This is a genomic window from Paenibacillus sp. Y301 (genome assembly GCF_059445505.1).
On sequence record NZ_JCAIUL010000003.1, the window covers coordinates 368,535 to 393,182 of the forward strand.

General features: G+C 41.3%; 17 protein-coding genes. 14 read left to right on the forward strand and 3 right to left on the reverse strand.

What is annotated here, in order from left to right:
- Positions 1–77: 77 nt before the first annotated feature.
- Genes AC1D69_RS08135 through AC1D69_RS08160 form a run of 6 tightly spaced genes read left to right on the forward strand, consistent with a single transcriptional unit; the run spans position 78 to position 6,459 of the window.
- On the forward strand, positions 78–845 hold the full coding sequence (locus AC1D69_RS08135) for an SDR family oxidoreductase (protein ID WP_495455697.1): 768 nt from the start codon (positions 78–80) through the stop codon (positions 843–845).
- Positions 842–2,119 (forward strand): nickel pincer cofactor-dependent isomerase, group 22, encoded by a 1,278-nt coding sequence (locus tag AC1D69_RS08140; RefSeq protein WP_495455623.1) that lies wholly within the window; start codon positions 842–844, stop codon positions 2,117–2,119. Before AC1D69_RS08135 ends, AC1D69_RS08140 begins: the two co-directional genes overlap by 4 nt.
- Positions 2,120–2,144: 25 nt before the next feature.
- Positions 2,145–2,975 (forward strand): ATP-dependent sacrificial sulfur transferase LarE, encoded by an 831-nt coding sequence (larE, locus tag AC1D69_RS08145; RefSeq protein ID WP_495455624.1) that lies wholly within the window; start codon positions 2,145–2,147, stop codon positions 2,973–2,975.
- Positions 2,962–3,642, forward strand: a complete 681-nt coding sequence (larB, locus tag AC1D69_RS08150; RefSeq protein WP_495455625.1) for a nickel pincer cofactor biosynthesis protein LarB — start codon at positions 2,962–2,964, stop codon at positions 3,640–3,642. The genes larE and larB overlap by 14 nt, the downstream gene beginning before the upstream one ends.
- Positions 3,639–4,946, forward strand: coding sequence for a nickel pincer cofactor biosynthesis protein LarC (gene larC / locus AC1D69_RS08155; RefSeq protein WP_495455626.1), 1,308 nt, complete (start codon positions 3,639–3,641; stop codon positions 4,944–4,946). The genes larB and larC overlap by 4 nt, the downstream gene beginning before the upstream one ends.
- Positions 4,947–4,974: 28 nt before the next feature.
- Positions 4,975–6,459, forward strand: coding sequence for a tagaturonate epimerase family protein (locus AC1D69_RS08160; RefSeq protein ID WP_495455627.1), 1,485 nt, complete (start codon positions 4,975–4,977; stop codon positions 6,457–6,459).
- A gap of 81 nt (positions 6,460–6,540) precedes the next feature.
- Here AC1D69_RS08160 and AC1D69_RS08165 read toward each other — a convergent pair whose 3' ends face one another.
- Positions 6,541–7,761, reverse strand: coding sequence for a foldase protein PrsA (locus AC1D69_RS08165; protein ID WP_495455628.1), 1,221 nt, complete (start codon positions 7,759–7,761; stop codon positions 6,541–6,543).
- Between the two features lie 311 nt (positions 7,762–8,072).
- On the opposite strand from AC1D69_RS08165, the gene AC1D69_RS08170 reads away from it, so the two are divergent.
- A complete protein-coding gene (locus AC1D69_RS08170; RefSeq protein WP_495455698.1) occupies positions 8,073–9,110 on the forward strand; it encodes an AI-2E family transporter in 1,038 nt (345 codons plus the stop codon).
- Between the two features lie 98 nt (positions 9,111–9,208).
- Here the strand turns inward: AC1D69_RS08170 and AC1D69_RS08175 are convergent, their stop codons facing one another.
- Positions 9,209–9,667 carry a hypothetical protein gene (locus AC1D69_RS08175; protein ID WP_495455629.1) on the reverse strand — a complete coding sequence of 153 codons (459 nt, stop codon included), beginning with the start codon at positions 9,665–9,667 and terminating at the stop codon, positions 9,209–9,211.
- Positions 9,668–9,806: 139 nt separating this feature from the next.
- Between AC1D69_RS08175 and AC1D69_RS08180 the strand changes: the two genes are divergently transcribed.
- From AC1D69_RS08180 to helD, 3 genes are all read left to right on the forward strand, one after another.
- Positions 9,807–10,895 carry an FUSC family protein gene (locus tag AC1D69_RS08180; RefSeq protein WP_495455630.1) on the forward strand — a complete coding sequence of 363 codons (1,089 nt, stop codon included), beginning with the start codon at positions 9,807–9,809 and terminating at the stop codon, positions 10,893–10,895.
- Positions 10,896–11,173: 278 nt separating this feature from the next.
- The gene (locus tag AC1D69_RS08185) at positions 11,174–13,012 is read left to right on the forward strand and encodes an adenine deaminase (protein ID WP_495455631.1); all 1,839 of its coding nucleotides are present in this window, start codon (positions 11,174–11,176) and stop codon (positions 13,010–13,012) included.
- 265 nt (positions 13,013–13,277) lie between these two features.
- Positions 13,278–15,629 carry an RNA polymerase recycling motor HelD gene (gene helD, locus AC1D69_RS08190; protein WP_495455632.1) on the forward strand — a complete coding sequence of 784 codons (2,352 nt, stop codon included), beginning with the start codon at positions 13,278–13,280 and terminating at the stop codon, positions 15,627–15,629.
- On the opposite strand, the gene AC1D69_RS08195 is transcribed toward helD, so the two are convergent.
- A complete protein-coding gene (locus tag AC1D69_RS08195; RefSeq protein ID WP_495455633.1) occupies positions 15,626–16,576 on the reverse strand; it encodes an AraC family transcriptional regulator in 951 nt (316 codons plus the stop codon). The two genes, helD and AC1D69_RS08195, sit on opposite strands and share 4 nt — an antisense overlap.
- A gap of 142 nt (positions 16,577–16,718) precedes the next feature.
- On the opposite strand from AC1D69_RS08195, the gene yicI reads away from it, so the two are divergent.
- The 4 genes from yicI to bcbE all read left to right on the forward strand — a co-directional run bounded on the left by yicI (position 16,719) and on the right by bcbE (position 24,635).
- Positions 16,719–19,040 carry an alpha-xylosidase gene (yicI, locus tag AC1D69_RS08200; protein WP_495455634.1) on the forward strand — a complete coding sequence of 774 codons (2,322 nt, stop codon included), beginning with the start codon at positions 16,719–16,721 and terminating at the stop codon, positions 19,038–19,040.
- Positions 19,041–19,462: 422 nt separating this feature from the next.
- Positions 19,463–20,443: a phosphotransferase family protein gene (locus tag AC1D69_RS08205; RefSeq protein WP_495455635.1), complete on the forward strand. Its 981-nt coding sequence runs from the start codon at positions 19,463–19,465 to the stop codon at positions 20,441–20,443.
- Between the two features lie 12 nt (positions 20,444–20,455).
- Positions 20,456–23,320: a glycoside hydrolase family 3 C-terminal domain-containing protein gene (locus AC1D69_RS08210; RefSeq protein WP_495455636.1), complete on the forward strand. Its 2,865-nt coding sequence runs from the start codon at positions 20,456–20,458 to the stop codon at positions 23,318–23,320.
- A 91-nt stretch (positions 23,321–23,411) separates the two neighbouring features.
- Positions 23,412–24,635 (forward strand): bacillibactin exporter BcbE, encoded by a 1,224-nt coding sequence (gene bcbE, locus AC1D69_RS08215; RefSeq protein WP_495455637.1) that lies wholly within the window; start codon positions 23,412–23,414, stop codon positions 24,633–24,635.
- Positions 24,636–24,648: the final 13 nt, after the last annotated feature.

Below are 24,648 nucleotides of genomic sequence, written 5' to 3' on the forward strand. Positions count from 1 at the left end.
ATAAAAAAAGTCGGTTATGATTACCAATAACAACGTTGTTATTGTCAGGTATTAGTTTACCATGGAGGGATTGTATGATGAATCTATTTGATCTAACAGGGACAACTTCAGTCGTTATAGGTGGAAATGGTGTACTTGGAGGGGCCATGTCTGAAGGTCTTGCGGCTCAAGGGTCAAGAGTAGCCATCGTTGGGCGTAACCTTGAGACAGCCAATGCTGTTAAGCAACGGATCGAAGATGCTGGGGGTGAGGCACAGACTTTCCAAGCCGATGTTACGGTGGAAGATGATCTTAAAAACGTGCTGGCCCAAGTCGTAGCATGGACGGGAAGTATTGATACCTTAGTGAACTGTTCTGGTAGTAATAGTTCAACACCTTTTTTTGAACTTCGTATGGATGAATGGGATAACATTATGGATGTAAATTTGAAAAGTGTTGTCATGGCTAGTCAAATCTTTGGACATCACATGGTTGAGCAGGGTAAGGGAGGATCGATTATTAATATTTCTTCCGTATCATCTGATCCGCCGTTATCCAAAGTCTTTACTTATTCTGCATCTAAAGCAGGAGTTAACAGCGTAACGAAGTTTCTAGCTCGTGAGCTTGCCCCCCATCATATTAGAGTAAATGCTATTATTCCAGGGTTCTTCCCTGCGGAACAGAATCGGAAGATTCTATCTCCTGAACGTATCGATTCTATTATGACGCACACCCCCATGAGTCGGTTCGGGAACCCTGAAGAACTGCAAGGAACGATTATATATTTAGCATCTATGAAAGCGTCATCATTTGTTACGGGAGCGCTAATTCGTGTAGATGGTGGGTTTGGAGCGATGACGATATGAGTGATTTATTAAGTCAAATGTTAAAAGATATCCCTATGCCTCGGATGGTCAAGATTCGTCAGAAATTCGATGACACCAAGCTAGAAGATCCCATAGCGGAGTTGAAAATAAAACTAGATCAATCTGGTTGTGTCCCGAAGATTGCTAAGGGAAGCAGGGTGGCTGTAGCTGTTGGTAGCCGCGGCATATACAAGATTGATGAAATGACAAAGTGTGTCATTGACGAATTGAAAGAAGCGGGTACAGAACCTTTTATAGTTCCATGCATGGGAAGTCATGGTGGTGCAACAGACCAAGGACAGCGTGACGTTCTTGCACACTTAGGTATAGATGAACAACGTATGGGAGTTCCCGTCCGTTCGTCTATGGAGGTTGTCCTCATTGACCAACTTCCAAATGGGCTACCTGTATATGTTGATAAAATAGCTGCAACGGAAGCCGATGCCATTGTCATGATTAACCGTGTGAAACCTCATACGGCTTTCCGTGGACCTATTGAAAGTGGTCTGTTGAAGATGATCGCCATTGGACTCGGTAAACAAAAAGGTGCTGAAGCCACGCACCAATTAGGTTTTAAATACATGGCAGAGAATGTTCCTGCTATGGCGAAGAGAATGATAGATAAGCTCCCGATTATATTCGGTGTTGCCTTGATTGAGAATGCCTACGATCAGACATGCAGAATCGAAGTCGTTCCAGCAGCAGAAATGGAGCAGCGTGAACCAGAACTCCTACTTGAAGCGAAGAAGCGCTTGCCTCAACTGTTGTTCTCGCATTTAGACGTCCTTGTGATTGATTATATCGGTAAAAATATTAGCGGGGATGGTATGGATCCGAATGTGACGGGTCGATATCCAACACCGTATGCACACGGTGGACCTGAGGTAAACAAGATGGTCGTGCTAGATTTAACACCAGAATCTCAAGGGAACGCTAATGGCGTGGGTACAGCAGATTTTACGACTCAAAGATTAGTAAGTAAGGCTGACTGGCCTGCTACGTATGCCAATGGACTAACGTCTACCGTGTGTGCTCCCACGAAGCAAGCTACAACACTTGGAAACGATCGAGATGCGATTAAAGCGGCAGTCAAAACATGTAATATTCTTGATTTCCATCAATGCAGATTAGCTAGAATACGGGATACTCTCCATCTTGGAGAGATCGAAATCTCTGAGACACTACTTGCAGAAGCAATAAATAATCCACAAATAGAGATTGTTAGTGAACCTTACGACTGGCCATTTGATCAAGAGGGGTATTTAAGTAAATGAAACGAAAGGTGCGGTGATGTGCCTAATGCTTAAGTACAAACATGAGAAATTAAAAGAAATATTAATCGAAATGAAGCGTGTTGTTGTGGCATTCTCAGGTGGGGTAGATAGTACGCTTCTGCTAAAGGTAGCTCTTGATACGCTTGGACCTGAGCATGTATTGGCCGTTACAACAGATTCGGAAACCTATCCATCTCGCGAATTAGAAGAAGCGAAGACGATTGCTATAGAATTGGGAGCACCGCACAAGGTGGTATATACTTCAGAACTATCGATTCCGGGTTATGTGGAGAATACAGAGAATCGCTGTTACTTCTGCAAAAGAAATCTATTTGAAGAGTTACTTCCTTATATCAATGATAGTGTTGAGGGGTATAACTATTTAGTATTTGGACTTATAGCAGATGACATGAGCGAACATCGACCAGGCGTCAAAGCCGCGCGTGAATATGGGGTGCGTGGTCCTCTTCAGGAAGTAGGATTATTCAAACCAGAGATTCGTGAACTCTCTAAGGTGCTCGGATTATCGAACTGGGATAAACCTTCCTTCGCGTGTTTGTCGTCAAGAATTGCCTATGGGGAGACGATTACACTCCAAAAATTAAGCAAAGTGAATCAAGCAGAAGACTATCTTCTCTCGCTAGGTTTTCGGCAGGTTCGCGTTAGAACTCATAACAGCATTGCAAGGATCGAAGTTGAACAACATGATATGAGTCGGTTAATCGAATTGGGTAGTGAAATTACTAACCAATTACGTACGATCGGATATGAGTTCGTTACAATGGATCTTTCAGGATATAAGAGCGGCAGTATGAATCGTGTATTGGAACGAGGAGGTAGCCATGAGCTCGTTTGAAGATATGGGGTTCTGTAAGCTAGACACAGATCGTGAACAGAGAACAGGATTTCCCGAAGTGGTCTTTGGGGCAGGGAAGACGACAGAACAAATCAAGTTAATCGTTACTCGGTTAATTGAGAATCATGGTCGTGCTATGGTTACCCGACTCCCGCAAGAGTCAGCTGCAGATTTAATAGAATTATTTCCTGGAGGAGTCTATCACGAGATATCACAAATTTTTACCTATGGGATAACAGAGCGTCTGTTCGAGGGTAAAGTTACCGTGTTAAGTGGAGGCACCTCAGATATGCCGGTGGCCGAAGAAGCAGCTATTACGGCCGAGTGGATGGGATGTGTTGTTGAGAGAATTTACGATGTAGGTGTAGCGGGTATTGATCGTTTATTAGCCCATCGTGAGCATATTCAAAGTGCCAATGTTGTCATCGTCGTTGCGGGGATGGAAGGCGCATTGGCGAGCGTAGTGGGTGGGCTTGTAAGAAGGCCAGTTATTGCTGTGCCCACGTCTGTTGGGTATGGATGCCATTTTCAAGGATTAACCCCATTGTTATCGATGATGACATCTTGTGCAGCGGGCATTTCGGTTGTAAATATTGATAACGGATTTGGAGCGGGATACAATGCGGCCATCATTCAACAATTGGTAGCGGAGGCGAGCAAGAGATGACTAGAGTTCTTTATTTTGATTGTTTTGCAGGCATTGCCGGAGATATGGCCTTAGCAGCACTGATTGACCTTGGAGCAGATATCGATTATATCCGCGACTACCTGAAGCTTCTTCCCTTTGACCCCTTTGATATGGATGTTGAGTCCGTCGTGAAACAGGGAATGTCAGCGAAGACATTAATACTCCAATTTGGAAAAGAGTCAGATGTAATTCACATTGGACATAGTCATGATCACGGGCACAGCCACGATCATAGTCATGATCACGGACATAGTCACGATCACAGCCACGATCATAGCCATGATCACGGGCACAGTCACGATCATAGTCACGATCATGTTCATCGTAAAGCTTCCGGAATTATTAAGGATATTGAAGAATCTCAGTTACCTGAACGAGTGAAGAGCAGAAGCATTCAAATCTTCCGGGCGATTGCTATCGCGGAAGGGAAGATTCATGGGATGAGCCCGGATGATGTTCATTTTCATGAAGTGGGAGCTATGGATTCAATCATAGATATTGTTGGTGTGTGTCTGGCACTTGAGAATCTTAATATCGATATCATCGAGTCTTCACCTGTCCCGACGGGTCGAGGAAGGATGCGCATGGCACATGGACTGTATCCGATTCCAGCGCCTGCTACATTAGAGATATTACGAGGGATTCCTTTGGATGATTTTGCGGTAGAGAGTGAATTAACTACGCCTACAGGAGCTGGAATTCTAAAAGCGTTATCGACTCGGTTCGGCGTATTCCCTGCGACAACGATCGAAAGAATGGGTTACGGAGCAGGTACGAAAGATTTCGCGCATCCTAATGTGTTACGAGTATGTCTCATTGAACAACCTGATCTTCAATCTAGGGAAATGATTCATGTACTAGAGGCGCAACTAGATGATTGTACAGGTGAGATGATGGCGTACGCTATGGAACGTTTAATGGATGCTGGAGCATTAGACGTCTATTTCACCTCGATCTATATGAAGAAAAACAGACCGGGTGTGTTAGTAACCGTATTATCTTTGCCCGATCATGTTGAACAATGTGAAGAGACCTTATTAAGAGAAACGACGACCTTTGGTGTTCGTAAAAGTGAATGGTCTCGCAAAATATTAGATCGAAGATTTATCCAAGTCGATACGAAGTACGGGAGTATTCAAGTGAAGCAAGCCTTGCAAGGGCAGGCGATTATCCACCAATCCCCAGAGTACGAAGAGGCTGCCACAGCAGCGAGAGCACACGGAATTCCCATCAAGATTATATATGACGAGGTTGCGAAACGCTTGAACCAAGGTGAATCATAATATTTTAAGATATGGGAGGATTATAATCATGAATGAAATCTCGCAAGTGTTAAAAGAAGGTCGTGTAGCATCAGCGTCACCCCAAGGAGTGAAAATTTATGATCGTTCACTCCACAACCATGGTGAAGTTCATTTGCTCATGCTTAAGGTGGACAGTAAGAAATTCATTATGGCCGTCGGAGTTGGCGAACTTTATGATGAACTAGAAGGCGAAATTCATGATGATTATAAGCTATGCCCTTTAACTCATAAGAATCGATTAACGCTTGCCAAGTATTTCACGCATTTATCACCCAAAGCTTTTGGGAAAAAGTCTACTACGTTTGGATTAGGAGATCGGCTTGGACTTGCGGGTCCCGGACATTTAGCAACATTACGTGGTCGTCCTGTATCCCCGATCCTTGCACAGCAAAGTATTCGTGAGCTGGCTTTAACCGGTAGAACCTATCAAGATGTGCTAGATGCAGCTAGTTATGCAGCGTTCCAAGAGGGTTATCGAGATGGATATGGTGCTGATGGAGATCACTTGAAGGAAGAGTCGGATATTCAGATGTCGATAGACTTGGGATTCACGATGCTAACGCTAGATGCTTCGGAGAAGATTCCAAGTGATATTCAAGATCTTGATGATCAAGAGTTGCTTGTGCGTTACGAACTTGTACCTGAAGAGAAACGTAAAGATTATGAAGAGAGATATCTAGATAAATCTATTCAAGTAGGGGAAGAGAAGGTTGTCTTCGATCGTATAGAATTCATGAAATGTGTCCTAATCTATGGTGAAGCCATTCCATTCATGGTGTACATCTTCGAAAAATATATTCAACCCGTGGATCGTGCTATCGATTTTGAAATCTCAATTGATGAGACCGTGACGCCAACTTCACCGGAAGCTCACTATTTCGTAGCAGCAGAATTAGACCGTCAACAGGTCGATATCTTCAGTATGGCGCCAAGATTCTGTGGGGAATTCCAAAAAGGAATTGATTACATCGGAGATATTCAACAATTCGAACAAGAGTTACGAATTCATGCAGCAATTGCGGATCATTTCGGATATAAACTAAGTATCCATTCTGGAAGTGACAAATTAAGCGTGTTTCCGATCATAGCGAAGCATACGAAGGGACGCTTCCACGTGAAGACTGCAGGAACCAATTGGTTAGAAGCCGTAAGAACCGTGGCGAAGGAGAATCCATCCCTGTATCGTCGAATGCATGCGTACGCGTTAGAACATTTTGAAGAAGCCAAAGCATATTACCATGTGACAACGAATATAGCGCGAATTAAACCATTAGAGCAAGTAACTGACGCACAATTACCGGAGTACATGGAAGAGGATGATGCCCGTCAACTGCTTCATATCACATATGGCATTTTGCTGAAGGTAGAGGACGAAACAGGAAAGGCTATATTTAGTGATGAGTTCTTCGATACACTGGAGAAGAAAGAGGCGGAATATGAGCAATCTCTTAAGTCTCATATTGGAAAACACTTGGATTTATTGAACGTTTAATCTGATTGGGAGATAGAATAGAGGTTTCTAAAAAAAAGACCACGTGAGTTCAACTCACGTGGTCTTTCGCTGTTCTGATACTTATTTTCCAGTATCAGTTGTAGTATCTGTAGTAGTGGTATCTGTTGCATCATCTTCTTTATCCAATGTGTTCTTAATATCAGCCTTTGTCTTCAAATCAGCCAACCAAGTGGATGATAAGGTTGATACTTGTGTAGTTGTTAACTGTTCTTTGATCTCTGCTGATTTTTCTTCAAGAGTTGCTTTATGTGCATCTTTGCGATCCGTAACCTTTATAATGTGGAAACCGCTAGCTGATTGGACAACATCGCTTATTTCATCTTTTTCTAGAGCAAATGCTGCGTTATCGAAGGCATCTTCATGAGTACCTTGAGGGAAGAAATCCAAATCTCCACCGTTATCTTTAGAAGCTGTATCTAGAGATTTAGCTGCAGCAACAGTAGCGAAATCTGATCCACCCTTAATTTCTTTAAGGATACTATCTGCTTCTTCCTTAGTAGCCACTAGAATATGTGAAGCTTTGACTTGTTCTGCTGTATCGAAAGCACCTGGGTTCTCATCAAAGTATTTCTTGATGTCAGCATCAGTTACTTTCACTTGTGGTTCTACTAATTTACGAATTTTCACTTGAATATTCATTTCGTTCTTTAGGTCATCTAAAGTCATACCAGATTGCGTAAGAGCAGAATTGAATTCTTCTTCTGTTGCAAAGTTTTTCTTAACGGATTCGATTTCTTTAGTCAAATCTTCTTCAGTAACCGTAATATTCGCTTTTTTGACTTCTTGATCGATAAGTTCTTCAGTGATGAGGTTATCTAATGTTTGAGTACCACCAAGGGTAACTAACTCGGAGTAAAGCTTGTCCTTTGTAATATCTACGCCATTCACTGTAGCTACAGCTGCACTATCACCACTTGGCTTAACAAGAATGATCACCAGTACGATAGCGAGCACAAGAGAAAGACCCATCCATATATTACGGCTAGTGTTGTTGTTTGATGGTGGAACAGAAGCCGATGAATTCTCTGTTAAATATTGATCGTCTAAGGGCTGTGGAACTATAGCTTCCTCTGTGTTAAGAGTAGATTCGTTTACGACTACATCATTAACAGGTTCAGGTGTAACCACTACTGGTTCTACAATCTCACTTTCTATAACTTCACTCTCGACAACTTCATTCTCCGTACTTGTACTTTTCTCTAGGTTTGATTCTTCTTTGGGCGATCCGTCCAATGGGTTATTTTCGTTATTTTCGGGATTCCCTAATTCTTTGTCAGTCATTAATTTATAATCCTCCTTTAAATATATGCACGCTTACTAGATACTAGTGTATCAGAACTTGAGAAATCAATCCTTAAGAGTTTATAAAATTGTGGTATTTTTTTTAAGCAAATTTTAATTTTTGTTTGAATTGATGATTAAAGAATACCAATAATGAATGTTTATTACGCAGTAATATGATGATATATGAGTATCACTCTTTTCAATGATGTTATTCTAATGATACAATAGATATTAGTGCTAATCGTGTGTTGAAAGTGCTTATAATATATACAAAAATACCTTGAACAAGGGGAGCCTAGCCTTAAGTGATGACATCATTTAAAGAAACACTTCAAAGCCCAGCAATCAAAAGATTAATTGTTTTAGTAACACTTGTTTTAGTGCTTTACTTATTTAGAAGTATGATGAACCTCTTATTAATAACGTTCATTATTACTTATTTGGTCAATCGACTTCACTCCTTCTTGACACAAAAGATTACGAATCGGCTTAAGATTAATGGTTTAATCGTGGTTGTCGTTCTGTATGCTCTAGTTCTGACCGTTCTGACAGTAGGCACAATAAAGTATGCTCCTAAGTTGATATCTCAGTTGAATGATCTTGTACAGCAAGTGATCGCCTTTTATAGTAAACCTTTTGTACCGACGGATAATAAAGTTATTAATTATTTAATGGAATCAGCACATAAGATTGACGTAGCAAGCTATGTGGATCAGGGATGGGACATTATCGTATTGACCATCTCTAACATTGGTACATGGAGCTTTAACATAGGGATCGCTCTTATCATGAGTTTGTTTTTCATGTTGGAAAAGGAAAATGTTACGCAATTCAGCAAGAAGTTTAAGGATAGCAAGTTTGCATATTTCTATGATGAACTAGTTTACTTTGGTAAAAAGTTTGTCTTTTCATTCGGTAAAGTTATTGAAGTACAATTCCTTATCTCGATCATCAATTGCCTTATTTCAACTGCGATTCTTTGGATGATGGGCTTTTCAAATTTATTTGCACTTGGTATTATGATTTTCCTTCTAGGTTTGGTTCCTGTAGTAGGAGTCTTTGTTTCCTTAGTTCCATTATGTGCTATTGCATTTAAAATTGGTGGCGTCATCAAAGTGGTATATGTACTTCTAATGGTAGCAGGATTACATGCATTTGAAGCGTACTTTATGAATCCCAAATTCATGTCGTCAAAGACGCATCTACCCATTTTCTATACATTTACGGTTCTGATTGTGTTTGAACACTTCTTAGGAGTATGGGGTCTTATTCTTGGAGTGCCAATCTTCATGTTTGTTTTAGATTTATTAGAGGTTCCCGTGTCTGCTCCACTTAAGAAGAAATAATGATCCTAATATGAAATAAACAAAAATCCTAACTTTATAGTTAGGATTTTATAGTTGGAGGAATACACAACTTGGGGACTTGATTGTTTGTTGTCATGTTATAGGTGCGAGAAAGTGCCGGGCATCCGTTCATGATGATTACTAGGTTTGTGGTTCAGAACGTTCTTAATTTTTTCAGGCAACTTTTTCTTGATTAGAGTTCCTTGCTCTTTCGTTAACTTACCCGATTGGATGGCCTCATCAATCTTTCTGAACTCTACATCACTTAATTTCTGGGTAAACGTTTCTTCATTCCATCCCTTATGCGATTGAGCAATTTGAATCAATGTTTTTCCTTGTTTCCATTCTTTTAATAAATCCTGACGTTCCATACCAAGTAGGTTTGCTGCATCTCTAGTGATGCCACCATGATGATGGTCTCCGTGAGGCTTCTGATGGTGGGGAGCTTCTTTTATAGGATCCGCCTGATCAGCATAAACATATGGTGTACTACACACGATAAGACTAGCGATTACCGTCGAGAATGCCAGCTTAGAAAGGGTTCTCATATGGTTCATGTCTTTTTCACCCCAGTTTCTTTTGTTTACCAGAATTAGTATGAACATTATTTAGAATTTCATGCATAACGGCATGATTGCATCAATCTCCCGTGGGTGGGGTAATACATTGATAACCTATTGTAGAGGAGAGATGACTATGACTTTTGGCGCTCGTATGCTAAAAACAGGGATTGCGGTAACCCTTGCCTTATATTTAAGTACTTGGCTTAATCTAACCCCATCGGTAATCGCAGCTGTAGCCGCTATATTCGCCATGCAACCCTCGATCTATCGTTCATGGCGATACTTTCTGGATCAACTTCAGACCAATACCTTAGGCGCGATCATTGCGATGCTTGCTGGTTATTTCTTTTCAAGTGAACCTATTGCCGTTGGGCTTGTCTGTATTCTAGTTATTATGGTTTGTCTGAAGCTAAAAATGGGGGATACGATTGGTTTAACGCTAGTAACGGTCATTTCCGTCATGGAGGCATCAGGCCAATGGGAATTCGCTTTGAATCGATTCTCCCTAAGTTTAATTGGAATTATATCCGCTTTTTTAATTAATATATTAGTGATTCCTCCGAGACCAAAGCAGCAACTGTATGGACAGATGCATGGGATCTTTGATCACTTGTCGTTATTACTTCGGACGTCAATTACAGATGAGATTAAAGAGAATATATTTCGAGATGAGAAGAACAAATTAGAAGGTGATATTAGATCCCTGTCTGATAAGTACATATTATTCGAGGAAGAACATAAGAAGTTGAAAAGAAGCCCTTTTAATGAAAGTAGGAACTTAGTTGTATATAAGCAAATGCTTCATACGTTAGATAAGGGGCGTGAAGTCTTAGAAGCGATTGAAGATCATTATTTTCAGTCGGAACGGATATCGAATACAGATCAGGAATTCATTGAAGAAATTGAAATGCTAACGAAATTTCATGAACATATCCTTCTTAAATTTGATCGTAAGTTAAAGCCCAATACGACAGAATCCTTGATGATAGAAGAAAGTAGTGGTGAATTTATCAGAGAGACATTTAAGCGATATCTGGATCATGAAGGTAGAGGATCATTTCGATTAGCTATTGTGGCTGCGACAATGTATGACTATGGGTTTCAATTAAACCGACTTAATCGCTTAGTGGATAATAATCACAAATACGATGATGATAAAGAAGAATCTAACTTAAACGCAGTGAAATTGTGGGAAAAGGTGAATAAAAAGTTGAAAAAATAGTGAAAAGACTATCTTAATTTTATTTAAGGTAGTCTTTTTTCATGTAACGAAGGAGATCATAGAAGCTTAAGCATTTCTATATGCGTGTATTGTTACAGTATCTAACATTATTTAACTTAGATGTGCGTTTCAACCTTGATATGGCCCTGAAATGAGTGGATTTGTCATTCTTATGAAATATTAATTTACGTAAGGGTGACATACATTTATAATACATAACAAGTTAATAAAAATTTAAAGTGTTTTAATATCGAATAAAGACTTTAGGAGGGTTTATTATGACGCAATCATATCAATCAAACAGAACGACTTTAGCGGACTGTATGCCTGAGCTCGTAGCCACAGCGCGTGGAGATCTTAAGGCAACGTTAGCTATCATCAATATTAAATTAGTGAATGTGATATCTGGAGAAATCATACCCGAGATGTCTATCGCGGTACAAGGTTCAAGAATAGCTTACGTAGGTAAAGACATCAGTCATTTATTAGATGAGAACACGCATGTCATTGATGGGCAAGGTAGATATGCTGCTCCAGGCTTATTGGATGGGCATTGTCATATAGAAAGTACCCAACTTACCGTGACAGAATTCGCGAAGGCGGTACTTCCACTTGGAACTACCGGTGGGTTCTTTGATGCACATGAAATATCCAATGTCATGGGACTTAAAGGTCTGCGTTTCATGTTAGAAGAAGCTAGAACTACACCTCTTGCAGCGTACATGCAGGTGGCCTCTTGTGTTCCTTCAACACATCCGGGACTCGAAACAACAGGTGCCTTTATTGGACCAGAAGAAGTAGCAGAAGCGCTTAGCTGGGGTCCGGACATGATTGGATTAGGAGAAGTCATGAATTTCCCAGGTGTTGTATATGGGGATGATCGAATGATTCGTGAAATTCAGGAGACGTTACGCGCCGGTAAGTATGCTGATGGCCATTTCACATGGAAGTCGGATGACTGGCGATTACCTGTATATGCGGCAAGTGGCGTGAGTGGGGATCATGAATGTGTGACTAAAGAAGATGTGATTGAACGTATCCGATTGGGTATGTATGCGAAGATGCGTCAAGGCTCCGCATGGCATGATGTGGCTGAGACGATTAAAGCTCATACTGAAGGTGGAATAGATACTAGACGAATGATGCTTGTAACAGATGATAGAAGTTCGGAGTCACTACTTAGAGAGGGACATATGAATTTCGTAGTACGTCATGCCATTGTGCAAGGAGTTAAGCCTGTTACGGCGTTCCAAATGGCAACCATTAATACGGCTGAACGTTTCGGACTTGCAAGAGATATTGGCTCAATTACGCCTGGTTCATGTGCTGATATTATATTACTTGATGGAAATATAGCGGATGTTAACGTAGTGGTAACTATTGCATCTGGTCAGGTTGTGGCTGAGGCTGGACGCATGACAACGACGTGGGAAGGATACCAGATTCCTAAAGAAGCATTCGAGACGGTTCATATGGATCGGAAATTAGTTCAAGAAGATTTCAAGATTAAGGCTCCAATAGCCAATGGGTCAATCGGTGCTAAGGCAATTGAAGTCGTTGAGAATCATGTCGATACACGTGAGCGGAAAGTACAAGTGCAAGTGGAAGATCACCATGTACAGCTTCAATCTTCGGATGACTTGTGTACAATGGCCGTATTTGAACGCCATGGGTTAAATGGGGGACACGCACTGGGTATTCTGAAGGGTGTTGGATTAAATATACCAGCAGCGATCGCGATGACTGTGGCACACGACAGTCACAATATGACTGTAATAGGAAATGACAACGAACTCATGGCCAAAGCAGGAAACTTAGCGGCAGAAATGCAGGGCGGTGTAGTTATGGTAACAGAAGATGAGATTACATCGTTCCCACTTCCTATTGGTGGATTGATGTCTCCTGAACCTTTTGAGACCGTAGCACACCAATCGGAAGCCATAAGTCATGCCTTATTGCATGCAGGTTGTAGTCTTAATAATGCATTCATGACTTTGTCATTGCTAGCGCTTGTAGTCATTCCCGAAATCCGTCTATCTGATAAAGGACTCGTTCGGATATCGGCAGATGGCATCGATATTGTTCCATTGTTTGATGCTGTTGGTGAGAATGAATAGAAGCTCTTCCTAGAGAAGAACAAGGGTAATCACACAAAAACGGATATCATCTTCATAGATGATATCCGTTTTGAATGTTATATATCATGATAATTGGTTAGGCTACATAAGACATAAGATAGATAATTTGATTTCTAATCCACGGATTGTTACAATAGATACTGTTGTGTAAATGGAATAAAAGCTTAAAAATTCATAATAATACTACTTTAGTATAATGTACTATTTATAAATTGTCAAATCGAGTTAAGGGGATGAATGATTCATGGGCACGAGCGATCAAGAATGGTATGACGAACAGCAACGAGTCGATGAAGTGACCACGAAAGTAGCGAATAGAATTGAGAAGCTTCAACGTGAAGTGGGTAGCGTTCGAGGAGACGTTGTAGATTTACGTAAGGAATTCTGGGACGAAGTAAGAGTGAACTTTAGTAGTTCTGATGACTTAGGCGAGACATCAACAAGTCTACGTCAGCAGTCACAAGTATTATCAGAACGTGAGCGTAGCCATCTTCAGTCTTCAGAGTCATTGAAGAAAATGAAATTACTCGTGAGATCACCCTATTTTGGTCGAATAGATTTTGAAGAAGAGGGATCCTATCAGAATGAAACGATATACCTTGGTATAGCCTCTTTTTTAGATAATGACGATGAGACATTCCTTGTATATGACTGGCGTGCACCCGTATCTAGTCTGTACTATGATGGAGCTCCAGGTCCGGCTAGTTATGATACACCCATGGGTGAGATTAATGGAGAGATGAAACTTAAGCGACAATTCGTCATTCGAAATGCCAAGATTGATGTTCTCTTTGACACAGGCGTAACGATTGGTGACGAGCTTCTTCAACAAGTGCTTAGCCATAGCGCGGATAATCAGATGAAGAGTATTGTAGCTACCATTCAGAAAGAACAAAATGCAGTGATTCGAAATGACAAGAGTCGGATGCTAGTGGTTCAAGGTTCAGCTGGCAGTGGCAAAACTTCTGCTGCTTTGCAACGTGTAGCTTATCTACTATATAAATATCGTGCGGTCTTGAAGGCTGATCAAGTCGTACTGTTCTCACCTAATCCACTCTTTAATAGTTATGTATCTTCTGTACTCCCGGAATTAGGGGAAGAGAATATGCAACAGACAACTTTTCAAGCTTATTTAGATTTCAGATTGGCGAAAGAATTCGAACTTGAAGATATATTTGCCCAAATGGAATCAATGTTAAAGATGGACGAAGGACATTCCCTTGAGGTGAAAAAGGCCTCCATTAACTATAAATCATCGCCTGCTTATTTGGAGGCTATTACGAGTTACAAGGTGTATCTAGAATCGCAAGGTATGATGTTCAGACCAATACAATTTCAAGGAAGACTAATCATATCTGCAGAGAAGATGAAGGAGAAGTTCTATAGTTTCGAATCGGGTGTGAAGCTTGCCAATCGTGTTGAATTGATGCGGGAATGGATGCTGAAGGAGTTGTCAGTATTCGCTAAGAAGGAGCGCGAGGCAGCATGGGTGGACAATCAGATTGATCTGTTGAGTGCGGATGAGTACCAGAAGGCGTACACACACGTTCGACGGAAACAACATGCGAAGAAGGATACCTATGATGATTATGATAAGGAACGAGATCTCCTTGCCCGGATGATCGTGAATGAGTGGCTGAAACCTGTGCGTAAATGGATCAAACGGAAACGCTTCGTGGACGCCAAAGGATTGTATAGGGAATTATTTCTTAATCATCAACTTCTTCAATCGATTAGCGGAACGAATTCACTACCTATGTATTGGGATGAGATTAGTGAGAGTACGATTGCTAATCTGAAACAAGGCAAGTTGTCATATGAGGATGCGACACCTTACCTGTATTTACAGGAGTTAGTCAAAGGCTTCCAGACAAACAATGCCATCCGATATGTATTTGTCGATGAGGTACAGGATTACTCTCCATTCCAACTTGAATATTTAAAAAGATTATTTCCACGTGCTCGTATGACAGCGCTTGGAGATTTGAACCAAGGAATCTATACACATGCTTCTGTTCTAGATAGTATGGAGTCGCTTCAGCAATTGTATGGTCCACAGGAAACAGAAGTCATCTCTCTGATTAGAAGTTACCGTTCAACGTATGAGATTGTAGATTTCACTCGTAGTATGATGCCTGGTGGGGATCAAATTGTTCCATTTAATCGACAAGGTGATAAGCCGATGGTCGTGATCGAAACAGGTCGTGAGCAATTGCATCAGAAGATTATTGAAGATGTCACAGCCTTGCATGCTCAAGGTTATGAACATACAGCGATTATCTGTAAGACGCTTGAGGAGAGCGAGCAGGTGTATGAGGCGTTAAAAGATCATTTAACTTTGAAAAAAGTGACCAAAACAACGCCTTCTTTTGTAAAAGGAACGCTTGTGATTCCGTCGTATTTAGCAAAGGGTGTTGAGTTTGATGCGGTCATGATCTATAACGCCTCTAATGAAGCTTATGCCCGTGAAAGTGAACGGAAGTTATTCTACACCGTCTGTACTCGTGCAATGCATCTTCTACATATATATAGTCTTGGAGAGCCTAGTCACTTCATTACCGACGTAGATGCTGAGAAATACACTGTGATGAATTAAACTCTATGGATCGTTAGGATATCAGCGCTTTCCGTATTGATACTTAATCCTTCATAGAATTGCTTCCGATATTGCGAAGGTGTGCAGCATTTGTGATTCTTGAATACTGTGATGAAGTAACTGAGATTATCGAAGCCAACGTCCATCGCGATATCCACAATTTTTTTATCACTATTCTCAAGTAACTTGGAGGCCTTCTGTATACGATAGTGGTTCACATAGTCTACAGGTGTTTTCTGAACCATTTGTTTGAAGAATCGACAAAAATGTCCCTCACTCATATTGATTTCTGAGGCGAGGTCTTTCAGTTTAAGGGGTTCTGAATAGTGTTCGTGAATATAATTCAGAACATTCTTAATCCGCTCAACCTTCTCATGACTTCCAGTAGGACGATGGTCCCCTTTCGTAGTCTGTTGAATATGTCCAACCATTTTGGCAAATATGAGATATAGTTGTGCTTTGGTTGTGAGCTCACAGGTGAGTGACTGCTCTTCATTTTCAGTAAGAATGCTATCTAAATAATCCAGAATTTCGATCTCCCATGGTTCCTCTCTTTTGATATGAGGATGTGGGAGTATCTTTTTTTTGAGCAATGGATCAATAAACTTCTCTTGAACAATATCGAAAGCATGACTAAGAAGGAGGTCCGGGCTAAATACTACAGCTGAGAATATACAAGGAAACGTATGCTCCTTCTCTACATAACCTGAATGAAGTTCTCCACTGTTGACGAATAGACCTTCTCCAGCATGCACTTCATAATAGTTCATATTGATTTGAAATATGGCGCTACCTTGTCTCACTACAATAAATTCCATTTCGTCATGCCAGTGGTAGTCTATGATACTTTGATTCTGCTCGTCCGTTTGCTCGACATTGGGGTAGATACTAACGGGGTACATAGGGTTTCCGTGGACCCGATTTTCTTTTAAAAGTTCTCGATTCATTGTAATCGTTCCCACCTTTAGGATATTTGTAAGTACTTTTACAACAAAACATCAATATATTGATACATTTGGTCATAATAACGTAAGAAAAGAATGTTTTATATCAATATTATTATAGTATAAACCATAGGAGGTTAGATATATGAAATTTTCGGATGGATATTGGCAAATCCGCGAAGGCTATGAAGTTCAGAATCCAGCAGATATTCGTGATATAACACAATCTGGTGATTCTATGACCGTATATGCAGCAACTAAAGTGATTGAAACAAAAGGTGATACCCTAAATGGTACATTGTTAAAAGCTACATATAGCTCTCCAATGCCCAATGTGATTCGCGTTCAATTGAATCATCATAAAGGTAAAGTGAAGAAAAGTCCTGAGTTTGAACTATACACAGAGCAAACAGATGTACAAATCGCAATGGACGAAGAAGTGGCTGAGCTTACAAGCGGGCAACTTAGTGTCAAGGTGAATAAAAAACAAGGTTGGAATATCGATTTCAACTTCGCAGGCAAACGTGTGACAGGTAGTGGATGGAGAGCACCAGGTTATATTAAATCTCCTGACAAAACAGCTTATTTCCGTGAGCAACTTGACCTCGGTGTAGGTGAGTATGTATACGGTCTAGGCGAGCGTTTCACACCATTTGTAAAGAATGGTCAAGTCGTAGATATGTGGAATGAAGATGGGGGTACAAGTTCTGAGCAATCTTATAAGAACATTCCTTTCTATCTCTCCAATAAAGGGTATGGCGTGTTCGTTAACCATCCTGAGAAAGTATCCTACGAGATTGCATCAGAGAACGTATCGAAGGTACAGTTCAGCGTTGAAGGTGAATCTCTTGAATACTTCATTATTGGTGGAGGCACTCCAAAAGAAGTATTGAATAATTACACGAAATTAACAGGTAAACCAGCACTTCCACCAGCATGGACATTTGGTCTATGGCTTACAACATCCTTTACAACAGACTACGATGAAGATACTGTAAATCACTTCATCGATGGCATGGCAGAACGTGATATTCCACTTTCCGTATTCCACTTTGACTGTTTCTGGATGAAAGAGTACCAATGGTGTGATTTCGAGTGGGACAAGGATATGTTCCCAGATCCAGAAGGCATGCTTAGACGTTTGAAAGATAAAGGTCTTAAAATCTGTGCATGGATTAATCCATACATCGCTGAGAAGTCTCATTTGTTCGATGAAGGTATGGAACATGGCTATTTGGTTAAGACAGCTGACGGAAGCGTATGGCAATGGGATAAATGGCAAGCAGGTATGGCTCTTGTCGATTTCACGAACCCAGCTGCAGTTAAATGGTATCAAGATAAGTTGAAGACTCTTATTGGTCAAGGTGTAGATAGCTTTAAAACTGACTTTGGCGAAAGAATTCCAACAGATGTCGTTTATTATGATGGATCTGACCCAGTCAAAATGCATAACTACTACACGTTCTTATATAACAAAGCAGTATTTGAAGTATTGGAAGAAAACATCGGTAAAGGTGAAGCTGCTCTATTCGCACGTTCTGCAACAGTCGGCGGCCAACAATTCCCAGTACATTGGGGTGGCGATTGCTCAGCTAGTTACGAATCGATGGCAGAAACCGTACGTGGTGGATTGTCTCTAGGTCTTTCAGGATTTGGTTTCTGGAGTCATGATATCAGTGGTTTCGAAATGACAGCTGCACCAGACGTATACAAACGTTGGGTACAATTCGGTCTGTTATCTTCACACAGTCGTCTACACGGAAGTACTTCGTACCGGGTGCCTTGGTTGTTCGGAGAAGAAGCGGTGGATGTTGTTCGCGAGTTCACTAAGCTGAAATGCAGACTTATGCCGTACCTATTCAACTCCGCAGTAGAATCTACTGTGAAGGGTCTACCAATGATGAGAGCTATGGTTCTTGAATATCCTGAAGATCCAACTTGTGCTCCATTGGATACACAATATATGTTCGGGGATTCCATCTTGGTTGCTCCAATCTTCAATAAAGAAGGCGATGTAACCTATTACCTTCCTGAAGGTACTTGGACGAACTACTTAACAGGTGAAGTTCTTGAAGGTAGCCGTTGGTATAGTGAGAACCATGATTTCATGACATTACCAATGATGGTTAAATCCAACACGATCCTTGCTGTAGGTCAACAAGATAACAAGACAGATTACGACTTTGCTGATGGCGTTAGCCTTCACCTGTTCCAATTGGCTGAGGGTGCAACAGCACAAGCTGAAGTTGTTAACTTGCAAGCAGAGAAAGAACTTGCTGTTACAGCAACACGTTCTGGTTCTATTATCGAAGTAACAACGGATGGCGTAGGTAAAGCTTGGTCCGTAGTACTTAGAGGTATTAACGAAGTGGCTTCCGTAGATGGCGGCAAGTCGGAATCCGGTGTTGATGGTGTCGTAATTACACCAGCAGCGGGTGCAACTTCTGTGAAGATTAACTTGGTATAATAAAAGTAAAGAAAAGGCCTGATTCATGTATGAGATGAGATGTGAACCATGAATTTGGGTGTTTGACAATATAGAAAACCGAGTCACGATGATGTATATATAGAGATGAGACTTTTATTCAGCAAAGTTCTCTTCACTTATATGCGTCGGGTGGACTCGGTTTTTTTAATAGTGCGTGTTCAAAAAGTCGAATTTTCAGCACCAAGAGTATGCTTACGATGCTGCGTTTTTTCAAAACGCTTCAGAAGATTGGATGAAGCAAGGGAGTGAGGAGCGGAACGTAGGCAGTACCTACGTGAGCACCGGAAGGACCGGCTGAATTCAATATTCGATGTCGAATAAGCTTCTTGGCATACTTCGTGATCAAAAGATGGCTTTTTGAACAACCTCTAATACATAGAATAAGGAGTTGGGTGAACGTCATGGCAGTATCTAAGCTCTATCAGAGTGTGACAGATGAACAAATTCGAGAAGTTATGGTGAATACATTTGGGCCCAATACGGAAGTGAAGCGGATTAAGATGATGAAAGGGGGTCAATTTAACACAACGTATTACGTAGAAGGTTTTCTTCCCGAGCAGAAGCTTATTCTACGTGTTGCCCCCGGAAATAAGGAACATCTGCTGTCTTTTGAGAAGAATATGATGGCTGTTGAACCGGTCACTTATGGGCGTATGGCAAAGAAGGGTATTCCATGTACACATGTAGTGCGTTACGACGGTTCGTGCGCTATTATTGACCGGCCGTATATGTTAATTACATTCATAGATAGTATTCAATTAAATGACCCTTCGATCACAAGGGAAGAGTATCATCGTTTACAAGAAGAACTAGGCCAATGTACACGCCAGATGCATGACATCTCAGCAGACAAATTCGGTTTTCCCCAGCCTGATGGAACGGTGGTAGGATCGGACTCTTGGAGTGAAGTATTGATCCAATTCGCAACGGAAGTGGCAGATCTCTGTCGAAAGTATGAGTTAGTTGAACCAACGGTAATCGATGGATTTCAGAATTTTTTCCTAACACATCGTGTGTTATTTGATGAAGTGACGATACCTTCGCTTGTGCATAATGATTTGTGGGATCCTAATGTACTTGCCCAAAGAGACGAAGAGGGTACGCTACATATTGCAGCAATCATTGATGCGGATCGAGCGATGTTCGCGGATCGTGAGTTTGATTTCGTATTATATAAGAATGACCCTAGGTTTATAAAAGGATATGGAATCGAACTTGATTTAAGTAAACAGGCGATGATTCGGAGAAAAGCCTATGACATGTTGTGGACTTTTACGAATCTCTATATCCATGAGGTGCAAATTGAACTGCATGAAGAAGCAGATAAACTGAAAGTTGCTGCATTAGAATCGTTCCAAGCATTGACCCAATTATCGTTATAGGAGATGTTCATAATGGAACAGACGTTTAAAGGGTATTCTTTTTGGAATCATACTTTGCCTTTGAAAGAACGTATTGAGGACCTTATTTCACACCTCACATTAGATGAGAAAATAGGGCTGATTCCAACTCGCCAAGCTGCGGTTGATCGTCTAGGTATCCCTGCCTACTGTGTGGGCGGTGAAGCCGCCCATGGCATTGCTTGGATTGGGGAGGCAACGGTATTCCCTCAGCCGATCGGACTGGCTTGTACTTGGAACCCAGAGTTGATGAAGTCGATTGGTTCTGCAGTAGGGGATGAGGCAAGAGTGTTCCATCATAAAGATCCTACGCATCACGGCCTAACTTTATGGGCGCCTACGGTCGACATGGAGCGAGACCCACGTTGGGGGCGGACGGAAGAAGCATATGGAGAAGACCCTTATTTGACTGGAATGTTAACCTCCTCTCTAATAAAAGGTATGCAGGGCGATCATCCATTCTACCTCAAGATGGTCGCCACGTTGAAGCATTTTTTTGCCAATAATAATGAAGTGGATCGTCTCACTTTCTCTTCGAGTATTGATCCGCGGAATATGCATGAGTATTATTTGAAAGCGTTTGAAATGCCATTTGTTGAAGGCGGAGCTTATTCTATGATGACTGCCTATAACTCAATTAATGGAACGCCTGCGATTGAGAGTCCTTATGTGAATCAGTTCGTGAAGGGTGAATGGCAAATGCCCGGATTTATCGTCTGTGATGGTGGTGATTTGTCACAGACGGTAGAGTATCACAAGTACCATGCGACACATGCGGAATCAGTAGCAGGAGCTCTTAAAGCAGGTGTGGATTGCCTGACAGATGAACAAGAGTTGGTCGTCGATGCGACGAAGGTTGCATTCGCTAGTGGTTTAATAAATGAAGGTGATTTAGATCGAGCCATTCGTAATATTTTTCATGTGCGCTTTAAGCTTGGGCAATTTGATCCAACAGAGAATAACCCTTACGCAGCAATTCCTGATTCTGTACTGATGTGTTCAGAGCATAGTAAGTTGTCCCATCAAGCAGCGCAAGAGTCTATTGTCCTTTTGAAGAATGAAGGTAGGTTATTACCCCTATCTAAAGAGAAGACGGAGAGCGTCGCGGTTATTGGACCTCTTGGTAATATCGTATATACAGATTGGTACAGTGGCACACTTCCTTACGCAGTTACCCCATTCGAGGGGATATCAAAGAAATTAGCAGGATTGGACCAACATGTTAGCTTCCATAGTGGGGATGATGTGATCACGCTGAGAACGGTAGGAAGCGGTTGGTACGTAGTTGCAGGGAAGGATAACACAACCCCTCTTATGCCACAACCGGATGGTGCGAACGATGATCGAGCGCTATTTACACATACGAACTGGGGTTATGGTAGTCATACATTACAATCCAAGGCGAATGGTCTATATGTGACGGCAAATGATGAATTGACACTTCATGCTTCTGCGGAGAGAGTATGGGGTTGGTTCGTGAAAGAAGTGCTAGACATTTCCTCACAGGAGGATGATCTCGTGACCATAAAAACGTGGAATGGACATCCTATTAAACTTTCAGTAGATGAGTATGGTTCGACTATTTTACGTGGAAGTAAGGATTGGTTAGACCAGCGTGCTACCACAGGCTTTACGAAAGAGGTGGTATCGGATGGGCTTAAGGAAGCTGTCGATGCAGCTCGTGACCATGATGTTGCTATTGTATTTGTTGGGAATAACCCGTTCATTAATGGAAAAGAGGAAGTAGATCGTCCTGGGATTGAACTACCACCTGCTCAGGTGGAGTTGGTCAAAGAAGTGTGTAAAGCTAATCCACGCACGGTTGTCGTAATTATAGGAAGTTATCCTTATGCCTTGGGAGAGTTAGCAGAAATAGCACCGGCCATTCTATATTCCTCTCATGGAGGGCAAGAACTAGGGAATGCGATCGCGGATGTTCTATTCGGAGATTATAGTCCAGCAGGACGCTTGAATATGACCTGGTACCAAGGTGAAGAGCAACTGGCTGATTTCTTAGATTACGATATTATCAAAAATAAGTTGACGTATATGTATTTTGATGGAAAACCATTATATCCGTTTGGTCATGGATTAACCTATAGTGAATTTTCATATGAAAATATGATCGTTGATCAACACACTTATCAGCTTCATGACACGATAACTATCGTGGTTGAAATTGAGAATACAGGCGATAGGTTATGTGATGAAGTGGTGCAATTGTATGTAAGTGGTCACGTATCGCGTGTGATGACGCCGAACAAACGGTTAAAGGGCTTTAGACGGATTAACCTTCAACCGGGACAAAGACGGAAGGTTAGCTTTCAAGTTCCTGTATCTGAGCTTGCCATTTGGGATGTAAGTAGAGACCGCTTCTGTGTGGAATCAGGTGCATATAAATTGTTGATCGGGAGTACTTCAGAAGATATTCGCTTGGAGAGGACTGTTCAAGTCCAAGGTGAGATCATCCCTCATCGTGATCTCACAAAGCTCACCTATGCGGAAAATTACAATGATTATTACCATGTGCTTCTTGATGAGTGTCTTGAAGGACGCACTGGGGTGAGGGCAGTGAATGAACAAGGATGGATTTCCTTTCAAGATGTCGAGTTTAAGGAGATTGTTCATTCTTTAGAATTACGGGTCTCGGGTGGGATTGAAGGTGGATATATTGAGGTTCGTCTGGATAGTCCTGAGGGAATAGGCATAGGCCAGTGCTCGGTCCTACCATCAGATCACGGAGTATGGTCTACGGTTACATGTCATTTAGATCATGTTGCAGGGATTCACACTATATTTCTGATGTTACAGGGGACGGTTAGTGTGAGTCACTTTACCTTTATTGACGCACATGATTAATAGTATAAAATGTATTAACGAAAACATGAATATGTTGGGGACAATTAAACCACAATAGGTATGATTGAAGAAACCTAAAGGTGGTTTAATAATGAAGAATATGAAGTGGGACTTGGTAGCACTTTCTTCCATTCCGCTCATCATGACACTTGGAAATTCCATGCTGATACCCATTTTACCTTTGATTTCGAGGGAACTTCATATTAGTTCTTTTAAAGTAAGTATGTTAATTACAGTGTATGCGATTGTGGCTATATTACTAATTCCTATCGCAGGTTATCTGTCAGATCGATTCGGTAGGAAGAAAATTATCATCCCTAGTCTTATCATTGCCGCTGCAGGTGGCGCGGTCGCTGCGGGTGCAGCTTGGTTAACGGAGGGTATGGTAGCTTACTGGATCATCCTAGGCGGAAGACTTTTGCAAGGAATCGGTGCTGCAGGCGCATTTCCAATTGTTATTCCATTAGTAGGAGATATGTTTGACAAAGAGGAAGAGGTTAGTAAAGGGTTGGGCATCATAGAAACCTCTAATACTTTCGGAAAAGTCATTAGTCCGATACTGGGTGCAGCACTTGGAATAGTGTTATGGTATCTACCTTTTATTAGTATCCCCATCCTTTGTATCATCTCTTTAGTGCTCGTTATATTTCTTGTCAAAACCCCGAAAAAGGATAAGGCTGACATCTCGCTGAAGAAGTTTCTAGCGGGGACGAAAGAAATTTTGAAGGAAAAGGGGCGTTGGTTATATGCGATCTTTGCGGTAGGTTGCATATGCATGTTCATATTATTTGGGGTTCTCTTCTATTTATCGGAAACCTTAGAAGTGAAATATAAACTGGATGGTATTCTTAAGGGATTGGTGTTAGCCATTCCACTTGCGGTACTTTGCTTGAGTTCCTACATCGGTGGGAAAGTGATTGGGCAGAATAAGAAACGGATGAAATGGTTAGGGTTTGCTGGCATGGCCCTTATAACTGTATGCCTTATCATTATTGGGTTTAGTAGTCAGATTGTTTTTGTGACTAGTTTGTTCTCACTTTGCGGTGCAGGCATTGGAATCGCACTTCCTTGTATGGATGCGTTGATTACAGAAGGTATTGATAAAGAACAACGAGGAACGATTACATCGTTATATAGTAGTATGAGATTTATTGGGGTATCTCTAGGGCCTCCAGTCGTTTCCTTATTAGAGAATGCGAATCACTGGATTCTGTTTGGCATCATGGCAGCTGTTGCTGCGGTTGGTGGACTACTAACACTATTTGCGGTTAAGCCATCGGAAGACACAGCAGTGGATAACAAGAGTGAGACTTAGTTAATATTTGAAC